21 protein-coding genes and 1 tRNA gene are annotated in these 26,336 nt (G+C 58.8%); 11 read left to right on the top strand and 11 right to left on the bottom strand.

Going from position 1 to position 26,336, the window contains the following annotated elements:
- Positions 1–61: 61 nt before the first annotated feature.
- Complete coding sequence (locus QP442_RS02765; protein ID WP_103632954.1) at positions 62–1,744, bottom strand: hypothetical protein; 1,683 nt, start codon at positions 1,742–1,744, stop codon at positions 62–64.
- A 233-nt stretch (positions 1,745–1,977) separates the two neighbouring features.
- On the opposite strand from QP442_RS02765, the gene QP442_RS08690 reads away from it, so the two are divergent.
- The 3 genes from QP442_RS08690 (at position 1,978) to QP442_RS02750 (ending at position 4,150) form a co-directional block, all read left to right on the top strand.
- The gene (locus tag QP442_RS08690; protein WP_103632953.1) at positions 1,978–2,508 is read left to right on the top strand and encodes a DDE-type integrase/transposase/recombinase; all 531 of its coding nucleotides are present in this window, start codon (positions 1,978–1,980) and stop codon (positions 2,506–2,508) included.
- Between the two features lie 683 nt (positions 2,509–3,191).
- Entirely contained in the window at positions 3,192–3,665 is a 474-nt protein-coding gene (locus tag QP442_RS02755; protein ID WP_006680414.1) for a LytTR family DNA-binding domain-containing protein, read from the top strand.
- Positions 3,666–3,706: 41 nt separating this feature from the next.
- Positions 3,707–4,150: a DUF3021 domain-containing protein gene (locus QP442_RS02750; protein WP_103632951.1), complete on the top strand. Its 444-nt coding sequence runs from the start codon at positions 3,707–3,709 to the stop codon at positions 4,148–4,150.
- 91 nt (positions 4,151–4,241) lie between these two features.
- On the opposite strand, the gene QP442_RS02745 is transcribed toward QP442_RS02750, so the two are convergent.
- Positions 4,242–4,328: transfer RNA gene (locus tag QP442_RS02745), tRNA-Ser, on the bottom strand.
- A gap of 170 nt (positions 4,329–4,498) precedes the next feature.
- Positions 4,499–5,839: an AGE family epimerase/isomerase gene (locus tag QP442_RS02740; protein ID WP_285069573.1), complete on the bottom strand. Its 1,341-nt coding sequence runs from the start codon at positions 5,837–5,839 to the stop codon at positions 4,499–4,501.
- Between the two features lie 233 nt (positions 5,840–6,072).
- Between QP442_RS02740 and pgm the strand changes: the two genes are divergently transcribed.
- From pgm to QP442_RS02725, 3 genes are all read left to right on the top strand, one after another.
- Complete coding sequence (gene pgm, locus QP442_RS02735; protein WP_103632950.1) at positions 6,073–7,743, top strand: phosphoglucomutase (alpha-D-glucose-1,6-bisphosphate-dependent); 1,671 nt, start codon at positions 6,073–6,075, stop codon at positions 7,741–7,743.
- 624 nt (positions 7,744–8,367) lie between these two features.
- Positions 8,368–9,678: an MFS transporter gene (locus QP442_RS02730; RefSeq protein ID WP_006680418.1), complete on the top strand. Its 1,311-nt coding sequence runs from the start codon at positions 8,368–8,370 to the stop codon at positions 9,676–9,678.
- Positions 9,679–9,692: 14 nt separating this feature from the next.
- Complete coding sequence (locus QP442_RS02725; RefSeq protein WP_103632948.1) at positions 9,693–10,985, top strand: App1 family protein; 1,293 nt, start codon at positions 9,693–9,695, stop codon at positions 10,983–10,985.
- A 164-nt stretch (positions 10,986–11,149) separates the two neighbouring features.
- On the opposite strand, the gene QP442_RS02720 is transcribed toward QP442_RS02725, so the two are convergent.
- Positions 11,150–11,866 (bottom strand): LytR C-terminal domain-containing protein, encoded by a 717-nt coding sequence (locus QP442_RS02720; protein ID WP_006680420.1) that lies wholly within the window; start codon positions 11,864–11,866, stop codon positions 11,150–11,152.
- Positions 11,867–12,012: 146 nt separating this feature from the next.
- Here QP442_RS02720 and QP442_RS02715 point away from each other — a divergent pair, with 146 nt between their 5' ends.
- Positions 12,013–13,158: an acyl-CoA dehydrogenase family protein gene (locus QP442_RS02715; RefSeq protein WP_103632947.1), complete on the top strand. Its 1,146-nt coding sequence runs from the start codon at positions 12,013–12,015 to the stop codon at positions 13,156–13,158.
- Positions 13,159–13,369: 211 nt separating this feature from the next.
- Here the strand turns inward: QP442_RS02715 and QP442_RS02710 are convergent, their stop codons facing one another.
- The 4 genes from QP442_RS02710 to QP442_RS02695 all read right to left on the bottom strand — a co-directional run bounded on the left by QP442_RS02710 (position 13,370) and on the right by QP442_RS02695 (position 18,705).
- On the bottom strand, positions 13,370–14,512 hold the full coding sequence (locus QP442_RS02710) for a variant leucine-rich repeat-containing protein (protein ID WP_103632946.1): 1,143 nt from the start codon (positions 14,510–14,512) through the stop codon (positions 13,370–13,372).
- 165 nt (positions 14,513–14,677) lie between these two features.
- A complete protein-coding gene (locus QP442_RS02705; protein ID WP_006680423.1) occupies positions 14,678–15,520 on the bottom strand; it encodes an anaerobic ribonucleoside-triphosphate reductase activating protein in 843 nt (280 codons plus the stop codon).
- A complete protein-coding gene (locus QP442_RS02700; RefSeq protein ID WP_219810991.1) occupies positions 15,517–17,436 on the bottom strand; it encodes a ribonucleoside triphosphate reductase in 1,920 nt (639 codons plus the stop codon). The genes QP442_RS02705 and QP442_RS02700 overlap by 4 nt, the downstream gene beginning before the upstream one ends.
- Positions 17,437–17,715: 279 nt before the next feature.
- A complete protein-coding gene (locus tag QP442_RS02695; RefSeq protein ID WP_101628725.1) occupies positions 17,716–18,705 on the bottom strand; it encodes a phosphatase PAP2 family protein in 990 nt (329 codons plus the stop codon).
- A gap of 305 nt (positions 18,706–19,010) precedes the next feature.
- Between QP442_RS02695 and QP442_RS02690 the strand changes: the two genes are divergently transcribed.
- The 3 genes from QP442_RS02690 to QP442_RS02680 are packed head-to-tail and all read left to right on the top strand — an operon-like array spanning position 19,011 to position 22,644.
- Positions 19,011–19,472: a YbjN domain-containing protein gene (locus QP442_RS02690; RefSeq protein WP_179370019.1), complete on the top strand. Its 462-nt coding sequence runs from the start codon at positions 19,011–19,013 to the stop codon at positions 19,470–19,472.
- Positions 19,472–19,951 (top strand): YbjN domain-containing protein, encoded by a 480-nt coding sequence (locus tag QP442_RS02685; protein ID WP_006680427.1) that lies wholly within the window; start codon positions 19,472–19,474, stop codon positions 19,949–19,951. The genes QP442_RS02690 and QP442_RS02685 overlap by 1 nt, the downstream gene beginning before the upstream one ends.
- Positions 19,948–22,644, top strand: coding sequence for a DEAD/DEAH box helicase (locus tag QP442_RS02680; RefSeq protein ID WP_181002158.1), 2,697 nt, complete (start codon positions 19,948–19,950; stop codon positions 22,642–22,644). The genes QP442_RS02685 and QP442_RS02680 overlap by 4 nt, the downstream gene beginning before the upstream one ends.
- 360 nt (positions 22,645–23,004) lie before the next feature.
- On the opposite strand, the gene QP442_RS02675 is transcribed toward QP442_RS02680, so the two are convergent.
- Positions 23,005–23,316 carry a hypothetical protein gene (locus QP442_RS02675; RefSeq protein ID WP_006680437.1) on the bottom strand — a complete coding sequence of 104 codons (312 nt, stop codon included), beginning with the start codon at positions 23,314–23,316 and terminating at the stop codon, positions 23,005–23,007.
- A gap of 370 nt (positions 23,317–23,686) precedes the next feature.
- Here QP442_RS02675 and QP442_RS02670 point away from each other — a divergent pair, with 370 nt between their 5' ends.
- A complete protein-coding gene (locus QP442_RS02670) occupies positions 23,687–23,965 on the top strand; it encodes a hypothetical protein (protein WP_040318417.1) in 279 nt (92 codons plus the stop codon).
- A gap of 30 nt (positions 23,966–23,995) precedes the next feature.
- Here the strand turns inward: QP442_RS02670 and gndA are convergent, their stop codons facing one another.
- Complete coding sequence (gndA, locus tag QP442_RS02665; protein WP_006680431.1) at positions 23,996–25,462, bottom strand: NADP-dependent phosphogluconate dehydrogenase; 1,467 nt, start codon at positions 25,460–25,462, stop codon at positions 23,996–23,998.
- Between the two features lie 76 nt (positions 25,463–25,538).
- Complete coding sequence (locus QP442_RS02660; RefSeq protein ID WP_285069572.1) at positions 25,539–26,252, bottom strand: FadR/GntR family transcriptional regulator; 714 nt, start codon at positions 26,250–26,252, stop codon at positions 25,539–25,541.
- Positions 26,253–26,336: the final 84 nt, after the last annotated feature.

Raw genomic sequence — 26,336 nt, 5'->3', positions numbered from 1 at the left:
CCGATGGAGAGAACTCGGCTCAGTCGAGCCGAGTTCTCTCGTCCTCAGGAACGATCAACTGTTACGAACGATCAACCGTTACCGAGTCTTCATCCTTGCGACGACGAGATATCAGTGCACCAACACCCGCTAGACCAACAAGCACTGCCACTCCGAGAAGTCCCACAATCGATGTACCAGTGAGTGCAAGCGTGGATTCAGCTTTCTTCATCGGCCTCCCACTCAATGGTGTAGCCACTTCGTTTTTCCCACCGCTAGGCTTTGCCACCGCAAGTGCACGAATAGTTACCGGCTCTTGCATGGACTGCTCGAAAAGAATCTGAAGCGTCTGAGTTGCAGGGACCTTCACCGTAGGCTTCAAGATCTGGGTCGGTAGCTTCGCACTCCACGTGTCTCCATCAACCGTTCCAGCAACCGGCTGATCGTCAACTTCAAGCATTGGAGCTTTAACTGCACACGCTTGAACCTTGGACTGATCTGCAACTGCACCCAGGGTTAAGGTAGCTTGGATCTGCGGGTCATCCTTTGAATCCAGCAGAACGTAGTCGGGCTTCTTCTTGGAAACACACGCAAGGTTTGCTTCGCCAGGAGCGCCCTTGCCATCCACCTTCGGAAGGTAGAGCGGATCGGGCGAGCAGGTTCCCTCCGCATCATTATTAAGCGAAGCAGTCCAGTTCGTTGATTCGATACCTGCATGCTTAATCGTCAGATATGTAACGTAAAGATCCGCCTGGGGGTTAGCAACTTGCTCAGCATTGGCGACAAGTTCGAAAGAGGCTTCTTCACCTTCGGTGACACTCTTTTGGGTTTGCCCCGTTATCCCCTTGTACTGCCAACGATCCTTGGTTTGGTGAGTAACGGTTGCAGTGCCCGACAGTTCAGCTTTTGAGGACTCCACAGTCACCGATTGCTGGGACTTCGAATCAATGTCGCACAACGCGTTTACGGTCGGGGCAACAGGAGCCTTTGCGCTGGTTGCGACCGTGAACGAGGGGACGTTTGCCAGATCCTTACCGTCAACGTTCACCACCGGCGTGTGCGTTTCAGTCATGTCGTGATCTGCCGGAGCGGTGCGAGTGACGCTCACCGTTGCAGTCCAGACATTGTTTTCAATAGTGCCAGTGGCACGCTTCCCATCGATCGTAACGACGGGGTCAGCAGGAAAAACAGGTTTGCCCGGCTCCGGTTGGGCTTGCGAGGCAATCTGCCAGGCTCCATACCTTTCATAACCCCACTCTGACGCGGGATTATGGTATGCACTGAGCCAGTAGGCGTTGTCGGGAAGCGTGCACGTTACCTCAACAGTTGATCCTTCGGGCATCTTTTGGCTGGCAGGAGTACAGGTTGCAGGCAGATGCTTCCGGTCCTTGGTGTCGATAAGAAACTCGACGTCGTAGTTAGTGAGTCGCCCCTTTTCGTTTTCGACGACGAATGTTGCCTTCTTTTCTTCCTTCACCTGCTGAAGCGGGATCGACACGGTGTAGTCAACGCTGACGTCTGCTTTCGGTTCAACGTCGAAACGGCTGGCGGCAAGTGGCTGGACGGTAGCGTCGCCGAGAGCCATTATGGGTCCCGGCTGAGTGTCAGCGTAGCGCGCACGCATGGTTCCGAACATGCTCGAAGCCGGGCTGTATCGGTCGCCGGTCAGGTTCGCCCCGGCCGCCCATGCCGTCGGGGTGACTAGGATGCTGGTAGCAAGAACCACACATGTAGCGACTCCAGCAACACGCAGTTGAACTTTCATGTCTACTCTCATTTCTGGGACTTTTTAGGCATGGCTACATTACATTAGGCTCACCTTATTTCAAAGGTGAAGGCACGCATCTATCCGCGCACCCTGACCCAAATAAAGCCCGTCCAGCACCCCTAAGATTCGGGCATTAGCCCTCATTAGCCCCAAGATCCAGCCCGCCGTAACACACCCGCCCCTCCAGATCAGAAAGATCAACAAGGGCAGAGTTTTGGTTCCACACGTGCATGGGCATCCACCGCACGTTTTGTTTGACCCATTGGTTGAGGCGAAGTTGTCGGAAGGTGTTTTCTTCAGCTGGTTTTGAAGGGTCCTGGGTTTTGTTCCTCGGTTTTATCGAGGAGGATAAGGGCTATGGCCCAACATTATTCGCAAGAGTTCAAAGCTTGAGCAGTGTGTCTTGTCAAGGAGCGGTTAAAACAGGACCCGGCATTGTCCATGAGGGTGTCAGTGGCGTGCGTCGGGGCAGATCCCCGATCACTACTCAGCCCACACACGTACCGGATAGGCGACCAGACCTTATGGAGCGTAACTTCCGCGCTAAGCACCCCCATCAGCTCTGGGTTGCTGATATTACCTATGTCCGCACCCGGGCCGGGTTCGTTTACACAGCGTTTGTCACCGATGTATTCTCACGCATGATTGTGGGCTGGTCCACCCGATCAACCATGCGAACCGAGGCATTGCCATTGGAAGCCCTTGATCAGGCGATTAGCCAGGCCAAAGGGGAATCTCGCCTCACTGGCCCACCACAGTGATCATGGCTCTCAGTACGTCTCCAGCGCTTATGGAAGTTTGCTTGCCGAGCATAGTATCGCCTCGTCCACTCGAACAGTTGGAGACTCTTACGATAACGCTCTAGCAGAAACAATCAACAGGCTATACAAAACCGAGCTGATCTACTCCCAGACCTGAGCAGGAGTGACGGAGGTCGAATTCGCGACAATAAACTGGGTCCACTGATGGAACACCACTAGGCTCCACAAAGCTCTTGAGCACCACACCCCAACCAAGATCATCACAACTTATAACCAGACCCACGCCAGACAACTGGCACCCAATTTAAGAAGCAGAACAAAACCCAAGACACTTCATTTCGCGCTCAAATTGACATGAGGCACCACGTACTTTTCATGACAGAAGTAGTATTTAGAAATTACAGATAGACCCGGTAGCGTCTTCGCCACAACGACTGCACACAAGATCTCAGGGCAGCAGTAACCACGGACATTTTCTGGGGATACTTTCAGGGTAGAAAATCTACCTTTGAGGACGGGCGGGAGGCTCAAAACCCTCCCGCTTGGCGTGGGTTTTATACCGCTTAGTCCAGATTACTTGTACTGCCGGCAATAAGGCTTTTAACTGTAAGTAGCAGATACACAAACATCCTGGTTTTACGCAATATTGCTGGTTAATACGAGAGGAAAGGAATTGGAACGGAATGAAATTCACGCTCACGATTGATCCCGCCGTAACCGAAACTATCGTGACGGTAACGGCGCGGGAGGTCGATGCTGAGGTGCAAGCGATTCAAAGGCTTGCTTCCGGTAGCCTAGATAGCTCTTCCTCCCCCGCAGTCGAGCGCCCGCTTCGCCGCCTCATCGGGACAAGTGGCAATGACGCCACGGTGTTGGAAGTGCGTGCGATCCTCGCGTTCTTTACTGAAAAGAAAGCGGTGTTTGCCCACACCAGTAAGGGTGATTGGCGGATCAAAGCCCGAATGTACGAACTCGAAGAATCTCTACCTGCAGGCGATTTCGTACGTATTTCACAATCGGAGATTGTCAATATTGCCGCGATTAAGAAACTTGATCTTTCTTTCTCGGGAACGATTAGTGTGCAGCTAAAAGATGGCTCGCGCTATTACGTCTCCCGCCGACAACTTCCAGCTTTCAAAGCCAAACTTGGAATCTAACCCCCGCAGAAAACCCCTAACTCACGCAAAGGATAAAACCCATGGAAACTAAAAGCATAATTGGTCTCACCCTGGTAGGGGCTTGCATTGGGATCACTATCGGCACCAGTATCGAACTTATTTTTTCTTCTCTTTCCTCCTCTAGCTATTACCCGGGAGCTCCAGAATTCTTAAACAGTTTTGGAAACGAAAACGTGGCAGTATTGATTGAGCGGCTTATTTACGCAGCCTACGGCATAATCAGCAGCTTCGCGGGGTTGCTTTATCGTAACGAAACCCGCCCGCTTATCCTCAATACCGCCCTGCATTTCGGGATCGTACTTATCTGTGGCATCGCAGCTGGCAGTTACCTTAAATGGTGGAGCTCTAGCTTCGATATGCTCGGCGTAATCATCACAATAGTGCTTATCTATCTACTGATTTGGCTATTCAATTGGCTAGCGGCTCGCGCCGAAGTCAAAAAGATGAACCAAAAATTGCGATAAAGCCGGGTTAAGCACCACCCCATCAACGACAACGAGGTGCACAAAAAAGTGTCGTGACATTGCAAACGCAATGTCACGACACATACCAGAGCGGAGGGCGAGGGATTCGAACCCCCGGTGCCATTGCTGACACAACGGTTTTCAAGACCGTCACCTTCGGCCACTCGGTCAGCCCTCCAGTGGGATTCAGAGTACATGAAAAACATTCAAACTCAGAACCGAACAAACACCTGGGGCCGCGGAATGCATCATGATGACACAATCCGTGGCCCCACGGTAAGCGAGAAGATCAGTCAAGCGTGGCCGGCCTCGTCAATCAGTAACGAAACCACCACCCCACTGAGATTCTCAGTGGCGGAAGTGGAACAGGTTCCACGACTTCTTATCCGACGGCGCCTCTTCCGGATGATCCAACAGTCCGCGCGACAGGGAGGACGCGTAGGGCGGCCAGAGCGGAACTCGGACGGCAAGCATCGCCTGAACAGCGTGGTACACATCCCAGCGCGACGACTTCGCCGCAACAACGGACTGGTTGTGCGCGTCGAGGCGACGAACCCAGCGTCCCGGCTGAGAAATCAGGTAGTCATTAGCGAAATCAAGGAAGGAACGGTAGCAGTGTTCGAAGTGCTCAACCTCGCCGGGAGTGACGCCGTCATCTAGGTAGGCACGACGCATGGACGCCGCCGCGGTAATGCCCTCACAGACAACCCACTGCTGGTGCTCATCTTCCCCTGGGACGGGCTCACCCATGGCATCAACGCAGGTGGCGAAACCGGGTTCGCCGTCGCAACGACGCCAACCATCAACGCGGGCGCGTTCAAATAGTTCGAGGCCCATTTCCATCAGATAGTCGGGCACGGTGCGATCCATGGAACGTAGGCCGGCACGAATCTGCAGGGCAAGGCGCGACCACTGCAGAGCGTGGCCGGTGACGTAGCCGTGGTAGACGCGACGCCCGTCGGTCTGCCCCTGAGGTTCTCCGGTCAGCGGCCGCCATGAGTTGTCGTAGTACTCGGGCAGGCGCCAGTTGTTTGTGGACGCGGTGCGATACGCGAAGGCCGCCATCGCTTCGGCGCGTTCGAGCCAGACGGGGTCGGTGGTCGCTTCGGCGGCAGCAAGGTAGGCCTCGGCGGTGTGAAGCAGAGTGCCCATAGTGCGTACCGGCAACGCTTGCGTGAATGCTTCGTCGAATTGATCAACGACTAGGCCATTTGGTTCGATCCAGTGGCGTTCTTGGTCGTGGAGCAGGGTGGTCAGCAATTCGTGGGCAACCGGGCGGTTGGCGACCGCGGCTGCGGCAACACCAAGGATCACGTACGCGTTGTGGTACTGCGACTTGTCACGGACGCCGTCATCCCACGGGACGCCGTGTCCGTCGGCGTCAGGGTCAGACTTGATGGAGGTCCACATGCCCCCGTTGACAGGGTCAACGAAGTAGCGATTCATGCACTTGATGGCATGGTCGGCGTAGCGACGTGTGCCAGGCAGGCCCATCAGAACACCCAGCGAGAAGACGTATGCCATTCGCGCGGTGACGGCAAGGTCGATGCTTCGGGTAGGGTCAGGTTCGCCCTGATCGGTCAGATGCGCGAAGCCCGTGGGCACAATCGCCCCTTCTGCTTCGGCGATTAACGCTTGCATTTGGGCTGATAGCCACCTGTTGTGCTCAATAGAGTCGAACCACCCCACGAGGGCCTCCTGCATCATCTTCGTTGCATGGTCACGTACGCGCACCGGAGTGACCGGCGTTACATATACTAACGGTATTGGTGCCTCGTCTGCGAATTCGGTTCACGAATACTGTCACTTTTCGCTTTTCATTCATCGACGAGGCCGGCTCCACTTACCTATTCACCTACCCATTTTGTTTCGCCAGTCGAAAATGACTCCCCATTTCGGCGCGCGAGTGTCAGACTGTGACCATGCATGAAAGAGCTGGCACCATCGCCCTTCCAGAAGACCTCATTAACGTCGACGAGGTCGTTTCCGCTTACTACGACATCGAGCCCAATCCGGCCAAGGTCGAACAGCGCGTCTCATTCGGTACGTCCGGTCACCGCGGATCGAGCCTGAATGGCACCTTCAATGAAGCACACATCGTTGCAACCACCGCGGCGATCGTTGAGTACCGTGCAGCCCAGGGTTTTGATGGCCCGCTGTTTATCGGTCGCGATACCCACGCTTTAAGCGAGCCCGCCTGGCGCACCGCTCTTGAAGTTCTGGCTGCCGCCGGTGTGCGCGTGAAGATTGATGCTCGTAATTCCTACACGCCCACCCCGGCGGTTTCTGTTGCCATCCTTGGCGCCAATGGCGCGCCCAAGGCTCTGCGCACATCCGGCCCGGGCTTGGCTGATGGCATTGTTGTTACCCCGTCACACAATCCGCCGCGCGATGGTGGTTTCAAGTACAACCCGCCTCACGGCGGTCCGGCTGATACGGACGCCACCGGTTGGATCGCGAACCGCGCAAACCAGATCCTCGAAGATGGCTGGCGCAAGGTTCCGCGCATCATCGGCACCTCGTTGTTCAACGATGAGCACCTGGAGAAGTTCGACTACCTGACCTACTACGTCGACCAGCTGGATACCGTCATTGATATTGACGCGATTCGTCGCGCCAATGTTCGTATCGGTGCCGATCCGCTGGGTGGCGCATCGGTTGACTACTGGGCAGCGATTGCTGAGCGTTACGACCTGGACCTGACGGTTGTGAACCCGACCGTTGATCCGGCGTGGCCGTTGATGACGCTGGACTGGGATGGCAAGATCCGCATGGACTGCTCCTCCCCGTATGCAATGGCCTCCCTGCGCCAGTTAATGACGCCGGACGCTAATGACAAGACTCCGTATGACATTGCTACCGGTAACGATGCTGACTCGGACCGTCACGGCATCGTCACCCCCGACGGTCTGATGAACCCGAACCACTACTTGGCAGTTGCGATCGAGTACCTGTTCACGCACCGCCCGAACTGGCCGACGGATGCTGCGATCGGCAAGACGCTTGTTTCATCGTCGCTGATTGACCGCGTTGCTGAATCCATCGGCCGAAAGCTGATCGAGGTTCCGGTTGGCTTCAAGTACTTCGTCCCCGGTCTGCTTGATGCGTCGGTCGCTTTTGGTGGCGAGGAATCTGCCGGAGCTTCCTTCCTGCGCAAGGATGGCACGGTCTGGTCGACGGATAAGGATGGCATCATCCTTGCTCTGCTGGCTTCCGAAATCACGGCTGTCACCGGTAAGACACCGTCGCAGTTGCACGATGATCAGGTTGCTCGCTTCGGCGCTTCGGCCTACGCCCGTATTGATGCGGTCGCGAGCCGTGAAGAGAAGGCAAAGCTTGCAGCCCTGTCATCTGACGACGTGACTGCGACGGAGCTTGCTGGCGAGGCCATCACCGCGAAGCTGGTGCGCGCCCCGGGTAACGACGCTGCGATCGGTGGCCTGAAGGTGACAACCGAGTCCGCATGGTTCGCCGCTCGCCCGTCCGGCACCGAGGACGTCTACAAGATCTACGCCGAGTCCTTCAAGGGGGCCGAGCATCTTGCCCAGGTCCAGGAGGCCGCGAAGAAGGTTGTGTCTGATGCCCTTAGCTAAGTCTGAGTAGCAAGACATTCGTTTGACGAGGCCGTCGGGATTCACCAGAATCCTGACGGCCTCCCGTGTTGCGAAACCGATCTGTCCCTGCAGGGATACTCACCACCACATGGGCTAAGAAGGCACAGCTCAGTAGCCCCATTAAAAACGGTCTTGCCGGGACAGCTTCGCCCCCGCTACCAGCCACGCAAATCCTTACACCCATGCCTACCGACACCTACATAGAAAACGCCTGGAAACAAGCCAGCCTGAAACACCAAACCGACGGAGTTATCCCACAATGGGCAGACGCCATCGCATGAAACGAACTACGCCACTCCACCCCATACAACAACGTCTGGGACTACCCCCCAGCAACACAATTTGTCCTATAACCCAAAACTTGCCACCGTCCCTCCCGACATCATGACCTTCAACGGCACCGCATTCCAATACAAGGCTCACCCACTGCAGGTCCACGTCAGCAAGCACATCCGCGTGTGGTTCCTCGAAGCGGCCACGACAACTTCGTCAACCACGCCATGAGTTACGCCGAAAAGGGCCAGCAAGAAACCTTCGAGGTCACCGAATAGGGGTGAGCAACCCCTCCATGAGACCAGTTCGCCACATCGATAGAATGCAAAGGTGTTCAAGTCATACGCGGAAGTCCTACGCCTCAACAGCGCATGGAAATTCTCGATCTCCGGGCTCATCCTGCGACTGCCCATGTCGATGATCGGTATATCCATCATCCTACTGATCAAGGCAACCTACGGTAACTACAGCCTTGCTGGCCTAGTATCCGCCGTGAACATCATCGCGACAGCTCTGGCCGCACCCACACTGTCCCGACTGGTCGACCAATACGGCCAAACAAAAATCATGGTGCCGTCCCTGATCATTTCTGTCGCTAGCGTGTCCGGCATGCTTGCGGTCGCACTGCTTCATGCGTATCCCGGCCTCGTCTGCCTTTTCGCAGCACTTGCCGGAGCGACCTGGGGATCCCCATCCGCGCTCGTCCGCTCACGCTGGGCAAAAACCGTACAACGCCCCCGCCAACTCACCACCGCATACGCCTACGAATCCGCGATGGACGAAGTCGTCTACACGCTCGGCCCTGTACTCTCAACAGTCCTGGGCACCGTTTTCCACCCGGCACTCGGCATCATCCTGATCGTCGTCTTTGTCCTCATCGGAGGCATCGGATTCTTTAGCCAGCGCGCAACCGAACCTGAGCCCTCGCCTCGACCTACCGGTCACCGCCGTTCATCCGTGATCCGTACACCCGCCGTCATTGTCCTCGCCCTTACCTACGTCGGCGCTGGCATGATGTTCGGAGCAAACGACGTTGCCGTCGTCGACTTCGCGGACGCACTCGGCTACCCCGCAATGTCGGGCGTCCTGCTCGCACTCTTCTCGCTGGGATCAATGTTCGCTGCGCTCGTCTACGGTTCGCGCACCTGGCAAGCCCCCATGTGGAAGCTCTACGCGATCGGCGTCTTCGCGCTCGCCATCGGGTCAAGCATGTACCTTCTGGCACACTCACTCCCCGTCATGGCCGTCATCATGCTGATCGCAGGCGTCGCATGCGCGCCCACCATGACGAACGTCAATATGATCGTCGCGCGAGTCGTCCCCTCTGAATCCCTCACCGAAGGACTCACCTGGATGTCGACCTCCCTCAACCTCGGCTTGTCCATCGGGTCAGCTCTTGCCGGCCCTGCCATCGACACGCGCGGATCGTACGGCGGATATCTGTTCATGGTGGTCGCAGCCTGGCTAATGGTGCTGCTCATGCTGGCTGGACTGAAGATCGTGCGTAACGCGACGAGTGGCGCAACCTCGACTGCCGAAGTGGCACCCGTGCCAGACGAAAGCAACACCCCCTCCGCGTCGGGCCATGCAACGCAGGAGCAGGACGCGGACGGGCAACAAATCGGGCACAATGGAAGCTGACCCTCAGGAGATACATGCTCGCCGAACCGCTTATCGATGACGAAACCCCGTCATTTCTGCTCGCACTGACCTCGTCAGTTGGCGAGGCAAGCTCCCGTATCCTCGCACGCGCATTGGAAGAGTGGGGCTTCATCCCCGGCATTGTCGGCTTCGGTGGGCACGGCTCCACGCGCAGAGCGCGCATCCTGGGGCGCGTGCTCATGGAACGCACCGCCGACCAGCGTTCGTGGCTGGCCGAGCGACGCGGGTGGCGCCAGTTCTTTGATGCCCAGGTTCCTCGTCAGCCTGTTCTGGTCACGGTTGGTTGCCAACGTCGAATTACTTTCGCTGATCGCGGTGGCTACATTGACCTGACCGTCGAGGGGCATGGTCTGACGCCGGGCTGGCATGACGCGTGGATGCAGGTTCTACACGAGGGGGATCTTCATACCCTAGGCATCGGCGAGGGCGAGAGTCTGACAACGCAAGATGCCCTCCGCCTGTCGGGGCAGACGGGACACGGGTCGCAGAGGATCCGCGCGGGGAAGCCCGTTTGCGTTTCCCTACGCATCGCTGGTGATAACGAAAAGTACGGCGTCGTGTCTGACATTGATGACACGGTGATGGTGACGATGCTCCCGCGTTTGGTCACTGCCGCGAAGCATTCCTTCGTTGACCGTGTGTCGTCGCGAGAGGCTGTTCCTGGGATGGCGGGCTTCCTGACGTGTTTAGCGGACATGGCGCACCGCCAAGCTTCGGCTAACTCGCAAGCTTCGGCTCACTCGCAAGCCCCCCACCCCCAAACCAAGGACAAGCACACTCCCGTAATTTCGACTGAATCGACAATCCCCCAGACTTGCGTCGACTCCCAGCACGAGGCGTTGCACGCTCCTCTTATCTACCTGTCGACGGGTGCGTGGAATGTTGTGCCCGCACTTCGCGACTTTCTGGATCGCCTGAATTATCCGCGTGGCGGGTTCTTGATGACGGATTTTGGGCCGTCGAATACGGGTTGGTTCCGCTCGGGTTTTGAGCATAAGCGTCGCGAGTTGCGAAGGCTTGCTCGGATGTTCCCGTCGATGAAGTGGTATTTGGTTGGCGATGATGGGCAGCGCGATCCGGAGATTTACGCTGAGTTCGCGCGTGAGCACCCTGAGAATGTTGCGGGGATTGCGATCCGCTCATTGTCGGAGATTGAGCAGTTCATGTCGCACGGTACTTTCGAATGCCTGTATCCGGATGCGTTACGCACAGTGCCGAGTTCGATTCCGGTGTGGTTCGGCTCAGACGGGGACGCGTTGGGGGAACATTTCCGTTCCGTGTTCTAGGGTGCTGGGATACGAGGCCGCGCCTACATCTTCAGCTTGAATACCTACTCTGGGCGCGATAGGAAACTGGATATTACCCGGATAAATGCGTGGATAGCACGCGTTTTAGCGCAAGAACAGGTATGCCTAGGCGCTAGGAATACCAGGTCGAACCGACCTAGCAGTCAGGAAGCAGATTCTTCCGTCGCAGCTTCTTCAGGCGCGCCGGACTCAGGGGTTTCGCCCGATTGCCCGGACTGACCCGACTGTGCGCCGAGCTGCCCACCGTTTGCGATCAGCTCAAGGTCATCGTCAGACAGGGGCAGGCACTGGGCAGGAGCTGTAAGAGCATCGGTGGACTTGAGGATTTGCTGGATTTCATCAGCGCTCAATGCGCCGTCATAGAACGTGCCCAGCAGAACGGTGACAGATTTGTCGGTTGCGTCGGTCAGGACGACCTTCGAGTTCGGGAAGAATCGCGCGACCGTGTATGCGTCAACAACGCCAGCGATGCCGGTATCAATTTCAACAGTTCCAGCGTATTCGGTGGAGTAGTTACCCGGTTCAGCGGGGGCGAAGCCTGCTGCGGTCAACATTTCTGTTGCGTCAGAGGCGATGCCTTGACGCGACGTGGTGTTCAGAACTTGAACTTTCACCGATGCGGGGTCAACCGGGAGTGCTTTTTCCGGTGGGCACGGTACTTTACCGCTGGTGGCGAACTTTTCTGCTTTCGAGAAGGAGTTGCCAAAGGGAGCTGAAACAATTCCCGTCAGAATCAGCGCACTGAGCAATGCAAGAACGAGCATGATGACGATCGTCACAGCGAACGTCATGTTTTGGCGACGCTGGCGTTCTTGAAGGAAGCGCTGACGAGGGCTAAGTGCGGGATGCGGTTGACTCACGTCTTTAACCTACTCGAAAAGTGGCCGATTCGGCAGGTTCGCAACACAACTATGGTCTGTCGTACGTTCGCTTTTGAAAGTCGAAGTGCATTTTTGCCCAGAAAGAGTAGCGTGTTAGGGAAAGCTAACTGTGTGAAAGGACCACGATGGGTTTCCTCTCTGATGACCTGCTTGCTCGTATTCACGAGCGCGCTACCGTTCACGATCAAGAGAACACGTTCCCGACAGACGATCTGGCTGACCTGCGCGAAGCTGGTTACCTGGCCGCTTTTGTTCCGAAGGAATACGGTGGCGCTGGCCTGAGCCTCGTTGAAATTGCAGCGGAGCAAACGCGACTTGCGAAGGCAGCTCCGGGCACGGCGCTTGGCATCAATATGCACCAGATCATCGTGGGCCTCGGCCGTCACCTAGTGCGCAACGGAAACGATCGCGGCGAACTGATCCTGCGCGACGCGGTTGCCGGTGAGCTTTTCGGGTTCGGCATTTCCGAGCCGGGCAACGACTTGGTTCTTTTCGGTTCGATCACGAAGGCGACGCCGGATGGCGAGGGTGGCTACTCGTTCGAGGGCACGAAGGTCTTCACGTCTCTTGCTCCCGTGTGGACGCGCCTGCTGACCTTCGGTCGCGATGATTCGGGCGAGGACGGCCCGCACTCGGTGTTCGGCATCATGCACCGCGAAGATGGCGGTTTCACGATCAAGGATGATTGGGACACGCTCGGCATGCGCGCGACCCAGTCGAATACGACGATCCTCGAGGGCGCTCACGTGCCCGCCGATCGTATTCTGACTCGTTGCGAGCCCGGCCCTTCAAAGGATCCGGTTGTTTTCGGCATCTTCTCGAACTTCGAAATTCTGCTGGGCGCCACCTACCAGGGCGTGGGCGAACGTGCGGTTGAGGTCGCTGCCGAGCACGTGAAGACTCGCAAGTCGGTGAAGAACCAGACGGTGTACTCGAACGATCCGGATATTCGTTGGCGTATCGCCGAGGCCGCGCTGGCAATGAACGCGGTTGGCCCGCAGATCCGCGAGCTTGCTCGCGACATTGATGCCGGTGTTGACCGTGGTCCGATCTGGATGCCACAGTTGTCGGCGGCAAAGAATGCTTCCGCCGAGGCCACTCTTCGTGCAGTTGAGCAGGCAATTCGCGCGTGCGGTGGCTCATCCTACTACAACCGTCACGAGCTGTCTCGTCTCTACCGCGATGCTCTCGCTGGTCTCTTCCAGCCATCGGATCAAGAATCGTTGCACGGCGCGTGGGCGAACGTGGTCCTTGGCCCGATCGAAAAGTAAGGCTCACCCCGACGCAAGCGGGAAGGCTACGGGATCACCCAGTCGGCGCAGATAGTCCAGTTCGTAGTTTTCCCCAATTGACGAGGCCGGCGTCCCTCACACCACGACAGTGTGTGAGGGGCGCCGGTGCGTTTCAGGGGCGCGAGCCTATGAGGCGCTCGCATGTTCCCTTACTCGCATGTTCCCTAGTTGTGGCGTTCAGACGTGGAGCTCACTGGTTCCAGATGAACTGGGACGGCAGGATTTCACCCTTGGTATCGAACATCCAGCCTTCGCGAGCAACAGCGAAGGAATTGCCGGAAATCGTGTTCCAACAGGAGATACCGTCTTGAGTTGAGATGCAGGCGACATTTCCGTTCTTCACGTACGAGCCGTACGCGAGGGAGCTGATGTATTTGCCGTTCATCGGCGGGGCAATGTTGGCGCAGGAATAATTCGTGTTCTTGGAGTCGACGGTGAAGAGTGCGCCTCGGTTGTCACCACACACCTCATACCCGGCCGCGCCAGTCCAGTGGGTTTCATTGATCTGGCAGGAAACCATGTCTCCGCCAAGAGTGCAGATGATATTACCGGACGGAGCTGAGAACGTATCAGCAACCATGGCGCTTGACGGCGCCGGATACTTTTCTTTTACCTCTGGCTTCGCCGACTGCGGTTGCGCGGGAGTTTGCGCCTGCGTATGTGTCTGAGCCGACTGCGTCATTGAATCAGCGGACGTGTCGCTCGACGAACCTGAATCAAACCAACCGGCGAATGCTCCAACAGCGCCAATAGCAAGAACGATCGCGATCACCGCTAGGACGGCCAGAATGATCACCAGTGTTTTGTTCGTGGAGTTCTTTGCAGGCTGCATCGACACGCCCTGAACGGGGTATTGTCCCTGGTAGTTCATGGGCTGTTGGTATCCCTGTTGCGGGATTGTACCTGCGGGCATGTAGCCAACGGGCATCTGCCCCTGGCTGGGCATGGTGACTTGGTCAACCGTGGTTTCTGGCTCTTCTTCGACCTGAGTAGACTCAAGGGTAACGTCCTGCGCCGGCTCTTGTACCTGAGTGTCCGGCTGTTCAATCGCATCAACGAACGTTGGGGTTGAGGCATCGGCCGACTGAGCCGTAGGTGCGCTAGCTGGCACAGCCCCCGCATCGAATGCACGACGCTGTGCGACTGCAGCGACAACCTCTGGATTGCCAAGTGACTCCATCCAGTCAAGCAGGCCAGCGTAGGCATTCGGGTGGGCTGCGATTGCCGTATGCAAGTCTGGACGCACCGCAGCAATCAGACGAAGATCATCTGCACTGGTGTTGGGGTCCGCGACAGCGAGTACCGCATCGGGAGCATTTTCAGACGTAGCCATGGCATTCCTTCATATCTTTGGCACACGAGTTGTCTTGCGACCATTGAGCTTGTGCTATTCACTCTAGCGTTCACCATGGGCAAATCGCGGTGTTCGCGCGCGTGAAACGATCTGCATTCACCTCATGCCCGCTCTATGAAGGTACGTCACCGACAGCTAGGGCATTCAAGCAAGCCGGCGCGTGAAGGTTTCAAAGCCGAGCGCCTCGCACGCATCTGCGAGCGCCAGTACTTGCTCATCCCATCCCGCTTGTTCGGCGATGAAGGCATCGGGGGTTCCTTGGGCGCGAGCCTGCTGGAGCGCGAACGAGGCTACCCCACGCTCTTTGAGCGCGAGAGCGACATCCAGTCCATCCCCCGGCCCTCCGGGGTAGACGGTCAGTCGGACCTCGTAATCAATTCCGGCAACGACAGGCGTAATGTGCGCGCGGGTCCCGGCCTCGTCCCCCATGACTCGGCTGGCGTGCGCCCCGCGGTGCGCTTCATCGGCGTAGTCGAGCAGGATGTCGAGGGCTTCCCACGCTTTTTCTCCGCTGCCGGGGCGGGCGACGACGGATGGGTAGTTCTCAGGGAGTGCCTTGATGTCCAGGCCGACCCAGTCGACGAGCCCTTCTTCGAGGAGGGTGCGAAGGCGCGCGGGATAAGCACCCGCGGTGTGCAGTCCGACGGCAAATCCGAGGTCTCGAACACGTCTCATTGCGGGGATGAGCGCCAACTGACGTGTCGCTTCCCCGCCAGAGAAGACGACGCCGTCAAGTAGGTCGTGCCGTCGCGCGAGTAGGCGTTCCAAAGCATCCCACGCGACGACGCCCGGGATTCTCGGGTCGAGGATCGCACAATTCTGACAGTACGCGCACTCCCACGGGCACCCCTGGCAGAAGACGGACGCGACGAACTTTCCCGGCCAGTCCACCGTCGACATGGGGACAAGTCCCGCGATTTGCAGGTCGTCGGGGGTAAATTCACGAGGCCCGGAAGCGAGCGTCAGACCGATTTGACCAGTGTTCACCGCTCGCCAACCGGCGGGAACGCAGACACCAATTCGCCGTGGTGGGAAGCGGCATCCTCGCTGAACATTGTGCGCTCAGCGTATTCGCCCTTCTTGCCGATATTGAAGGACTGGACTGGGCGGAAGTAGCCCATGACGCGGGTCCAGACCTCGCACTGCTGGGGCTCGCGATCCGGGTGGGCGGCGGCGCACTTTTCGCACGTCTCATGCTCGCCAGCCAAGTAGCCGTGAACAGGGCAAATGGAGAAGGTCGGCGTGATCGTGATGTACGGGACCTTGAACGCAGTCAGGGAACGGCGAACCAATTCCTTGCACGCTGCGCCGGACGAAATACGCTCACCCATGTACAGGTGCAGAACCGTGCCACCCGTGTACTTCGACTGCAGGACTTCCTGATCCTCCAAAGCCTGGAAGGGGTCGTCCGTGTAGGAAACGGGAAGCTGGGACGAGTTCGTGTAGTACGGCTCGGTCGCGGTTCCCGCCTGCAGGATGCCCGGGTAGCGCTTGCCATCTTCCTTCGCGAAACGGTAGGTCGTACCTTCAGCCGGCGTCGCTTCGAGGTTGTAGAGGTGGCCTGTGGCTTCCTGAAGCTCCACCATGCGATCGCGAATATGGTCGAGGATGCGGACGCACATGTCGAAACCGCGTTCATCGGTCAGATCGTAATCATCGTGACTGAAGTTTCGGACCATCTCGTTCATGCCGTTCACACCGACCGTTGAGAAGTGGTTGTCCAGGCTTCCCAGGTAGCGACGAGAGTACGGGAACAGACCGCGATCCATGTGGAACTGGATCGTTTCACGCTTCAATTCAAGGGACTGTGAGGCAAGGTCAATGAGGTGATCAAGTTCAGCGATGAGGGCTGCTTCATCATCGGCGAAACGGTAACCGAGACGCGCCATGTTGATCGTCACCACGCCGATTGAACCCGTCAATTCTGCCGAGCCAAACAGACCGTTGCCGCGCTTGAGCAGTTCGCGCAGGTCAAGCTGCAGGCGGCAACACATCGAGCGGATCATGTGCGGGTCAAGGTCGGAGTTGATGAAGTTCTGGAAGTAGGGCAGGCCGTACTTCGCCGTCATTTCGAACAGGCGATCCGTGTTCGGCGTATCCCAATCGAAATCCGGGGTGATGTTGTAGGTCGGGATCGGGAAGGTGAAGACGCGACCGTCGGCGTCACCACCGGTCATGACCTCGATGAAGGCCTGGTTGATGAGGTCCATTTCATGCTGGAGCTCGCCGTAGGTGAAATCGCAGACCTCGTCGGCGATCAGCGGGTATTCCTCTGCCAGGTCATCCGGGCACGTCCAGTCGAAGGTGAGGTTCGTGAACGGGCACTGGCTACCCCAGCGCGACGGAACGTTGAGGTTGTAGATCAGTTCTTGCATGCACTGGACGATCTCGTCGTACTCCATGTTGTCCAGGCGGACGAAGGGCGCCATGTAGGTGTCGAACGAGGAGAACGCTTGGGCGCCGGCCCATTCATTCTGCAGGGTGCCAAGGAAGTTCACAATCTGACCACATGCGGAAGAGAAGTGTGCGGGTGGTCCGGAAGCAATCGCGCCACCCACACCGTTGAACCCTTCCTGGATCAGGCGTTTCAGCGACCAGCCTGCGCAGTAGCCGGCGAACATGTCGAGGTCGTGGATATGGTAGTCACCCCGGCGGTGCGCTTCGCCAATTTCACGGGTGTAGACCTGTTCGAGCCAGTAGTTCGCAATGATCTTGCCGGCTGAATTCAGGATCAGGCCACCGAGCGAGTATCCCTGGTTCGCGTTTGCGTTGACTCGCCAGTCAGAACGGTCGAGGTATTCGTCGACAGTTCCCAGCGCATCAACGTCATAGCGCAATTGGGTGCTGGTGTTTTCCGCGAGCGGGGATAGTGTGGATGGCGAGGCTTTTTCAGCGGCGTTCATTGGTTGACCTTTGGCGATTCTTCGTTGAGGAAAAGCTCTGACCAGTGGAAACGGTGCGTTCCCAACGGTCAGACACGAACGCAAACACTACATCTAGTGCTTGCGCGAAACGCTCACCACTATATGTAGTTGCTCAAGTGAAATCGAGTCTCTTTGACGCAACACGCCCTAGTATCTTTCGATCACGACACACACCAACGCAAAAACGGGACCAACGTCCCGATCGTCGTTTTGAAGGCGGGCGAGTGTCGACTCTAGGCACGCGCCGGATAACAAGAATTAGCGTTCGTTCCCACTGAGTGAATCGACCTCATCAATGACCCAGCCGGAAATCACAACAACCCACAGTGTGCCCGCGATAGCCAGAATGCGCGCGCGACTGGGAGATTCTTCAAGGAACTCGGCGAAGCCGTATCCGGACGGTCCGGGGTTTGCGACCGCTGACACGTCTACGCCCGCAAGCGCCACAACTGTCAAGATCGAGGCAACGATAAAGCCAATCACCAAGGCCATTGCGACGTACGTGCGCATCCCGCCGATATGTCGTGTGCGGTGTTCAATCGGCGCCAATGCCAGCGCCCAGGCGCCACAAATCAGGAACGCGACAACGACGTCCGCGATCCGGTGCCACGCTGAGATCATCACCGATATCCCCATCAGGGCAGTCCACACCCAGCCAACCCACGCTGAAGGTGCGCGAAGCCACGGTGGCGCAACCATGACCAGAGCAAGCGCGATCGCCATGGCAACTGTTGTATGCCCAGATGGCAGGGAGTTTGCAACGTCTGTTGTCACGCCGAGGTTTGGCCGATCCAGCAGGTATTTTGCGATCTGAGTTGTTGCGTTAGCCCCGATCACGACAAACATTGCTCGACCCGCCAATGTTGGGCGACGACGGATCACTGCCACAACAAACACGATTGCGCCGACGATGATCATCACGGGAACAGATGCAATGGATGTGATCAGATGCGTCAGGTTGCCTGCGCTGTCACTCCAGCGGATCGCGGCTTCCATGAACAGGGTGTCCAGAGCCTGCCCAGCGGGCGTCGTGACGGCGACATAGCTGATAACAACTGCGCCGATCACACATGCGATCGCCGAAACGATCCTTCGACGAAGCCGACGCGCATACCAGTGGCCCGTTGACGTCCCGCGGGCAGGTGCCTGGCTAGTTGGGGACGAGGCCGCGCCTGCTTGCGTGCCTCGTGGTCGGTTGAGGCGCGATGGTTGAGGCTGGCGCGCTTGGGGAACGTTTGGGCGTTGCATACGCGTGTCACCTCTTCGTGCCTGTTGCCTTGAACTGTCCGCTTCATCTGGTGAAAGTGTCGAAGCAGGACTCTGGGACTGCCTGCACCATTTTCGTGGTCTATACAAGTAAACGGTACGCACATACCTTATCGATAACCCGCCCATATCCGCTGAACAGAGCGGGTCAGGCGTGAACAAGCGCGCTTGAACGCGCCGGCGTACGCATACTTCGATAGAGTAAACCAACTCTTTCGAACGTCGTTCGCCGAATCACGATCCGTGGTGGTGGACGGCCTCGTTCCTTCATCTTCAGGAGAATCTGGATGTCCACGACGACGCCCGTCAGCACCGAGCGGATTCGGCAGTTGCTTTCCGATCGCGATGTTTCGTTCGGGGAATACGGCGAGGCCGAACTCGCGATCCCGACGCGCAACGCCGTTTTCTTCTGGAATATGTCGAACCCGCAGGTATTACAGTTGCGTGCTCAGTGGCGAGGAATTGCCACCGACGACGCTCAGTTCACCGCACTGGTCAACGAGGTTTCGGCGTGCAACTCGTCGCGCATCCTGCCCAAGGCGTACCTTGCTCCGCTCGAAGACGCCGGGAAGTTCGGCCTGATTGCCGAGTGCAATGTGGTCGCGTCGCAGGGGTTCACGAAGGCTCAGCTGGATGCGTTCTGGGAGTCGTCGATGTCGATGATCCTGACGTTTATTACCGACTTGGAAGCAGCACTTCCAGAATTCGTCACGTGGTCTGACGAGCTTGATATTCAGGAGGACAACTGATGAGTGCTCCCTTTGCCGTCCCGAACGATGATCAGACTCCCTACCCGATTACTTTCGACCGTCTGCTCAAGGCGTTCTCGGATAAGAACTTCCAGGTGGAGCAGGTCAGCGAAGGCCGTGTTGCCGGCGCCATGTTCGATACGACGCCATTCCTCATCATGCTGGATACGTCGAACCGTTTCATCACGATCCGCGCAATGTGGGCAGCCGACATTCCGCTTGCGTCGTCAACCCAGCAAGTTTTTGCCGCCGCAGATTCGTGGAACCGCGAAATGTACTTCCCGACCGTCTACTCAATGCCGGACGAAGATGGAAACCTGCAGGTGTGCGCTGATTTCAGCATCGATGCGATCGCCGGGATCTCGAACGACCAGCTGTCCGAAAACATTGACGCAGGCATTTCGACGGGTCTGAAGGCGATCGAATACATGAAGCAGGCAGCCGAGCAGACTCTCGGTTGGACTGACCCGCGCAAGTGAACGAGGTTCCCGCGTCGGGTATAGCCGGTCAATCCGATGGTGAAACACCTGCGCGCGCCGACGCCTCCTTCGCCCCAATTCCGTCCCCGAATGCCGGCGATCTTGCGCGTCTGCTGATGGATATCGGTGCGGGCGATGATCGTCTGATCGATATGCACGTCATCGAAGGGCGGGCCGAGCGCACCGCTGAGTGGCCCACCTGGGTTGCACTCGACGTTGTAGAAGCATGGAAAGCACGAGGTGCTCTCCGCCCGTGGTCTCATCAGGTTGAGGCGCTGGATGCCATTGCATCGGGCAATGATGTTGTCCTCGCGACGGGCACGGGGTCTGGTAAGTCTGCGCCAGCATGGACCCCGATCCTCTCTGACCTGGTGAACGCCGAAGACTCCGGGCGTATTTCGCAGATTCGTCGTCGCCCGACCTGCCTGTATATTTCGCCGACGAAGGCACTGGCCGCCGACCAGATGGCACACCTGTGTGCGTTACTGTCAGTTGCACCCTCTGGTTCTGCTCTGCGTCAGGTTCACGCGGTGACCGCAGACGGTGATACTCCGAGGGAAACAAAGGATTGGGCGCGAGCCAACGCCGACATTATTGCGACGAACCCGGACTATCTGCACTACGTGATGCTCCCCGGCCACGAACGCTGGACGCGATTCCTGGCTTCCTTGAAGTACATCGTCATTGACGAACTCCACCATTGGCGTGGCGTCGTCGGCGCTCACATTTCGCTGGTCATCCGCCGTCTGCTGCGCATCGCGCACCATCTGGGTGCTGATCCGATCATGATCATGCTGTCCGCGACAATCCGCGATCCCGAGGCCGTCGGCGAGGCTATGACCTCCCGCCCGTGCATCGGCGTGACCAACGACGGTTCGCCCGCTTCAGACCACCAGTTGTTCCTCTGGCAGGGGCGCCTCGTCCCCGATGAGGCCGAAATGGATATTAGTGCATTCTTGAAAGCGGTCGCAGGGGAAGAGACCGTTGTGGAAGCGCCGATGCGTCGCGTTTCTGCACAGACCGAGGCCGCGTCCCTGACTGCCGCAATGATCGAAAAAGGCGCGAATCTTCTGACATTTGTTCGTTCACGTGCGGGTGCTGAGTCGGTTGCGGCGCAGGTTCGCGATCAACTCTCATCCCATGGTTCGCCTCTGGCCGGGCGTGTTGCCGCGTACCGCGGTGGCTTCTTACCCGAGGAACGTCGCGCCTTGGAATCAGCGTTGCGAAGCGGACGATTGCGTGCGGTTGCCACCACATCTGCTCTGGAGCTGGGGCTCGATATCTCCGGTTTGAACGCGACGGTGACTGCAGGCTGGCCGGGGACTCGCGCGTCGCTCTGGCAGCAGATTGGTCGCGCCGGACGCGCAGGGGCAGGGGGCGTTTCTGTTCTGGTTGCGTCCGATAACCCGATGGATGAATACCTTGTTCACCACCCGGATCAGATTTTTGCCCCCGTAGAAGCAAACGTCATTGATGCCACCAACCCGTGGGTGTTGGCGCCTCATTTGTGTGCGGCGGCCTCGGAAATCCCACTGTCGCTTGAGCGCACTGATGGTGAAGATCTGGCGCTGTTTGGGGCCTCGTTCCCACGTCTTGCACGCCAGCTTGCCGACGAGGGCTACCTTCGCGAGCGACCAGCCGGCTGGTACTGGGACGCAACCCGTCAAGAGAGGGCCGCCGACCTGACTGACCTGCGAGGCGGGTCGGGAGACGTGCAAATTGTCGACGCGCGCACGGGCGCGGTGATCGGCACGATGGACGCTGGGTCCGCGGATGCGCACCTTTTTGCCGACGCGATTTACGTGCATCAGGGGCGGACGTACCACATCGTGGAGTATTCGCCGATGATGAGCGCCGCGCCTGCTAAGGAAGCGCGAAGTGGCGGGGGCGTGCCACGGGAGCGGAGTGCGGGCGCGCTCGCACAGCCGGCCAGCGATTCTTTTGGGGGCCAACCCGACGCCGGCACCTCGTCCGCTCGGCCTCGACCTATCTCTTACATCGCGCCACCGACCCCTGAGGAGAAGCAACGGATTGCGCTCGCCGAAGAGGTCCGCACTCCCCTGCGCACGCGCGCCAAACAACGTGTGTCCGTGTCGATCACGTCGATTGACGACACGTGGACATCCGACGATGGGCTTGTGACCTGGTCGTTTGGCAGTGTGGATGTGTCGACGCGCGTGACCGACTACGACCTATTGCGCCTGCCGAGGCTTGAGTTCATTCGCAACATCGAGCTCCACCTGCCAACACATACTCTGCCAACGAAGGCGGTCTGGTACGAATTGTCGCCGGCCGCTCAGGTGCAGTTGCGCGGATTAGGAATCGGGAACGAGGATCTGTCTGGAACGTTGCACGCGGCCGAACATACGTCGATTGGGCTCCTGCCCCTTTTGGCTACGTGTGATCGCTGGGATTTGGGTGGCCTGTCAACCGCGGAACATGATGACACGGGTCTGCCGACTGTGTTTGTGCACGATGCGTTCCGTGGTGGAGCTGGGTATGCTTCCGCTGGATTTGAGAACGCAGGTGAGTGGATGCGGATGGTGCTTTCAACCCTGGAATCCTGCGACTGCGAGGACGGGTGCCCGAGGTGCGTTCAAAGTCCGAAGTGCGGGAATGGGAATGAGCCATTATCGAAGGCTGGCGCCATTGTTCTGACGCGGTTCCTTGCCGAGCGTGCGCCGGGAGCCTGAAGCTTTTCTTTGTGCAACTGGGCTCTTCGAGAGTGTGGCCTGATCCTGGCAATACGCCACGTGATGGTGGCGTAGATGCTTCAAAGGGCCAAACCTTGCGGCTTGGCCCTTTGAAGCATCCCATCAACACAGAAAAGAGTCTCCCGATAGCATCTCCTCAACAATTCCGTCAGCGGTGACGAACCCTTGTGGTTCGTTCGCCGTATTCCTTTGTGATGACTATTAATGTAGACACCCAACCTGAGAAGACCACCGAATCTCCCTATGAAAATGCTGTGGGTTGAAGGCTATGAATTGAAGGAGCAACCAAAACCATCGGGTTATACGACAAAATGTGTGGCATTTGGGGTCCTGGTTCGTTTAGTCCCAGGGGTTGGTGTATGGGCTGGTGTTGTGGTGGAGGTCTTGCCAGGTGATGGCGTCTCCCCATTGGGGCAGGCTCGTTGTTTTGATCTCTGCGGGGTGGATAGTTTGATAGGCGGCTTCAATGTCAGCATCTGTTGGCATCGTTTTGAGGATTTGAGCTGGTGGTAGTGGGTGCTCAGTGTGCATGTAGCACCACCAGAAAATTGCTTTGATCCGCCTAGTAAGGCTCAGACCACGGTGATCGGGCAGCATCTGACGAAGAGGGGCATTTGTCGCCCCCTCAATGCGGTTGGTCATTGCAGGCATGGGCCGATCCCAACTGGGGTCAAGGAAAGCAAACAAAGTGCCCGTGCTGATCAGACGGTTAAGAGTGCGACGGGCTTACCAGCCGAGCATGCGTGGGAACCCAGCCCCCATCTGGAGTGAGCGTGCGTTGGGCAAGGAAGTCCTCCCACCGTTGAGCCCACCCAATGTAGGCTGCGAGCCACTCTGAGGCCTCAGGCGCGGTTTTCGTCCGAATCAGGCTCTTACCTAGAGCGTAGAGCTCTTGACTGGCCTGTAGTCGCGGGCGAGTGGTGGTGGCACTTCGGATATTGACAAAAGCGTGGAAGGTGCACCGCTGCACCACGGTAGTAGGCCAGATGTTCTTGCGCGCCTTCTCAAACCCGCTTCCCCCATGCCCTCTTTCCGGACGAGCCTCACGGTCTCGACGCTCCATCCCGGCCGCGCTCCGCAGGAAGTCGAGACCGCGGCGCGGCGGGTGCGGCGTCTGGAATCCTTCGACATCGGGATCGAGGCCGGACAGGCGCGCGTCACCTTGCGCTTCACCGCTGAGGACGAGGACGAGGCGCGTCTTGCCCACGCCGAGTTCCTTCACGCGGTGCAGGAGGTCGTCGATGTCCCCTGCGCGCACCTCGCACAGGTGGTGCGAGGGCGGAGCGTTCCGTTCGAATAAGGGGAGCGCCCCGCCCGGGCGCCGAGGGGGTCACTTTTGACGGACTTCGGGGCGCCTTTCTTCAGCCCACAGGACGTGGTGGGTCGTGCCGGGGTCGTCGATGCGCCGGTAGCCGTGCGCGCCGAAGAAATCGCGCTGCCCCTGAATGAGGGCAGCCGGAAGGCGCTCGGACCTCAACGAATCGATGTAGGCCAGACCTGAGGCGAACACGGGGGCGGGCACGCCCGCGAGAATCGCGTCGGCGGCGAGCCTGCGCCATGCGGGGAGTGCCTTCTCAAGCGCCGAGGCGAATGCGGGAGCGGTGAGCAGAGAGGGCAAGGCGGGTTCGTCCTCGTATGCGGAGGCGATGTCGTCGAGGAAGTGGGCGCGAATGATGCAGCCTCCCCGCCAGATCCTCGCGATCTGTGCGAGGTTGATGTTCCAGCCGTTGAGTTCGGAGGCCGTTGCGATCTCATGGAAGCCCTGAGCGTAGGCGGCGATCTTGGCGCCGTACAGGGCCATGCGCACGGATTCGACAAAGGCCGCACGGCTGGCGGGAGTCCGTTCGGCGGTTCCCGGGGTGATGTCCGCATTGCGAAGGGCGGTGCGCTGGGCGATCGCCGAGGAGGCGGAGCGGGCGAAGGTCGCTTCGGCGATCGCTGGCACCGGGACGCCGTGGTCGAGCGCGGTTTGCGAGGACCAGACGCCGGTGCCCTTCTGACCGGCTTGATCGACGATGACGTCGATGAGGGGCCGGCCGGTCCTCGAATCGACCTGATCCAAGACCTCGGCGGTGATGTCGATGAGGTAGGAGTCGAGTTCGGTACGCCTCCAGCTTCGGAAGACTTCGGCGATCTCATCGATGCTGAGGCCTCCGATACGACGGAGGAGATCGTATGCCTCGGCGATCACCTGCATGTCGGCGTATTCGATGCCGTTGTGCACCATCTTGACGAAGTGCCCGGCTCCGTCGGGGCCGACGTGGGCGCAGCAGGGGCGGCCGTCGACTTGGGCGGCGATGTCTTCGAGGAGGGGGCCGATCCGCGTGTAGGACTCGTCGGCTCCTCCGGGCATGAGCGAAGGCCCCTCCAGGGCGCCCTCCTCCCCTCCGGACACCCCCATCCCGACGAAGTGGATCCCTTCAGTCCGTAAAGCTTTCTCGCGGCGGATCGTGTCGGGATAGAAGGCGTTTCCCCCGTCAATGATGATGTCGCCGGGGGAGAGGACGGATCTGAGCTGGTTGACGACGGATTCCGTCGCGGCGCCGGCGGGGACCATCACGAGAACGACCCTCGGGGTCTTGAGGGAGGCAGTGAAGCCTTCGATGTCCCGAGCGGGACGGAAGAGCCCCTCGTGGGAGTAGTCGTTGACGAAGCGCTCCGTGAGATCGGGCGTGTAGTTGAAGAGGGCGACCTCGTGGCCGTGATGGGCCAGGTTGCGGGCGAGGCTCGTCCCCATGACGCCGAGTCCGTAAACGCCGATGTCGGCGCGGGGGAGGCGGTTTGGTGCGGTGGTCATGTCTTGCCTTTCCGTCCGCCGCCGCGATGCGCGGGCGGCGGACTCCTCACCGGGGCATCGATGCTGGGGTGAGGGGTCAGTCCGTGGTGAGGAACCCGCGCAGCCCTTTTTCGAGGAGGGCTTCGCGGACTTCGGCGACGAGGGCGCGCATCGCGTCTTCGGCTGCTTCGGAGGAACCGGTGGCGATGGCGCGCGCGACCTCGTCGTGGAGGTCGAGGGCGATCGGCTCGGGGTGGGCGGGGTAGAGGCCGAGGCGCGTGCGCCCGGCCAGGACCTCGGCGACGAGCTCCCTCAGCGCGTAGAAGGTGTCGTTGTGGCTTGCGGCGAGGATTGCCGAATGAAGCTTGATGTCGGTGGCGAGAAAATCGGTGAGGTCGTCCTTCGCGCCCTCGGCCCGCAATCGTGCGGCGAGTTCGAGGATCCGGGTGCGTTCGCCCTCGGTGGCCCGGCGCGCGGCCGCAGCCGCTGCGACCGGTTCGATGGCGGCGCGCATCTCGTTGAGGGCGCCGAGTTTGGGCCCTCGTGGATCGGCATCGAGCTGCCAGCGGATCAGGGTCGGTGAGAGCGCATCCCACTCGGACGCGGGGCGGATCAGGATCCCTGCGCGTCTGCGGGATTCGACGAGCCCCATGGATTCGAGCGACTTCACGCACTCGCGGGCGATGCTGCGTGAGACCCCGAACTCCGTCTGGATCCATTCGAGTGTGAGCGTGCCGCCGATCGGTAGATCGCCTGCGGCGATCCTGCGTCCGAGCGCCTCGAAAACATCACTGTGGAGCGAGGGGGACACGTTGAGCTCCTTTTGTTGAGGCTTCTGCGCCAATCATTATAGGTCTGTGATCTATGGGACTTTCCTCCTTCTTGAAAGGTATGA

The organism is Pauljensenia sp. UMB1177 (assembly GCF_030217965.1).
Taxonomy (GTDB): Bacteria; Actinomycetota; Actinomycetes; order Actinomycetales; family Actinomycetaceae; genus Pauljensenia; species Pauljensenia turicensis_A.
The sequence above is the reverse complement of the archived record's forward strand: the minus strand, read 5'-3'. Positions and strand labels throughout refer to the sequence as shown.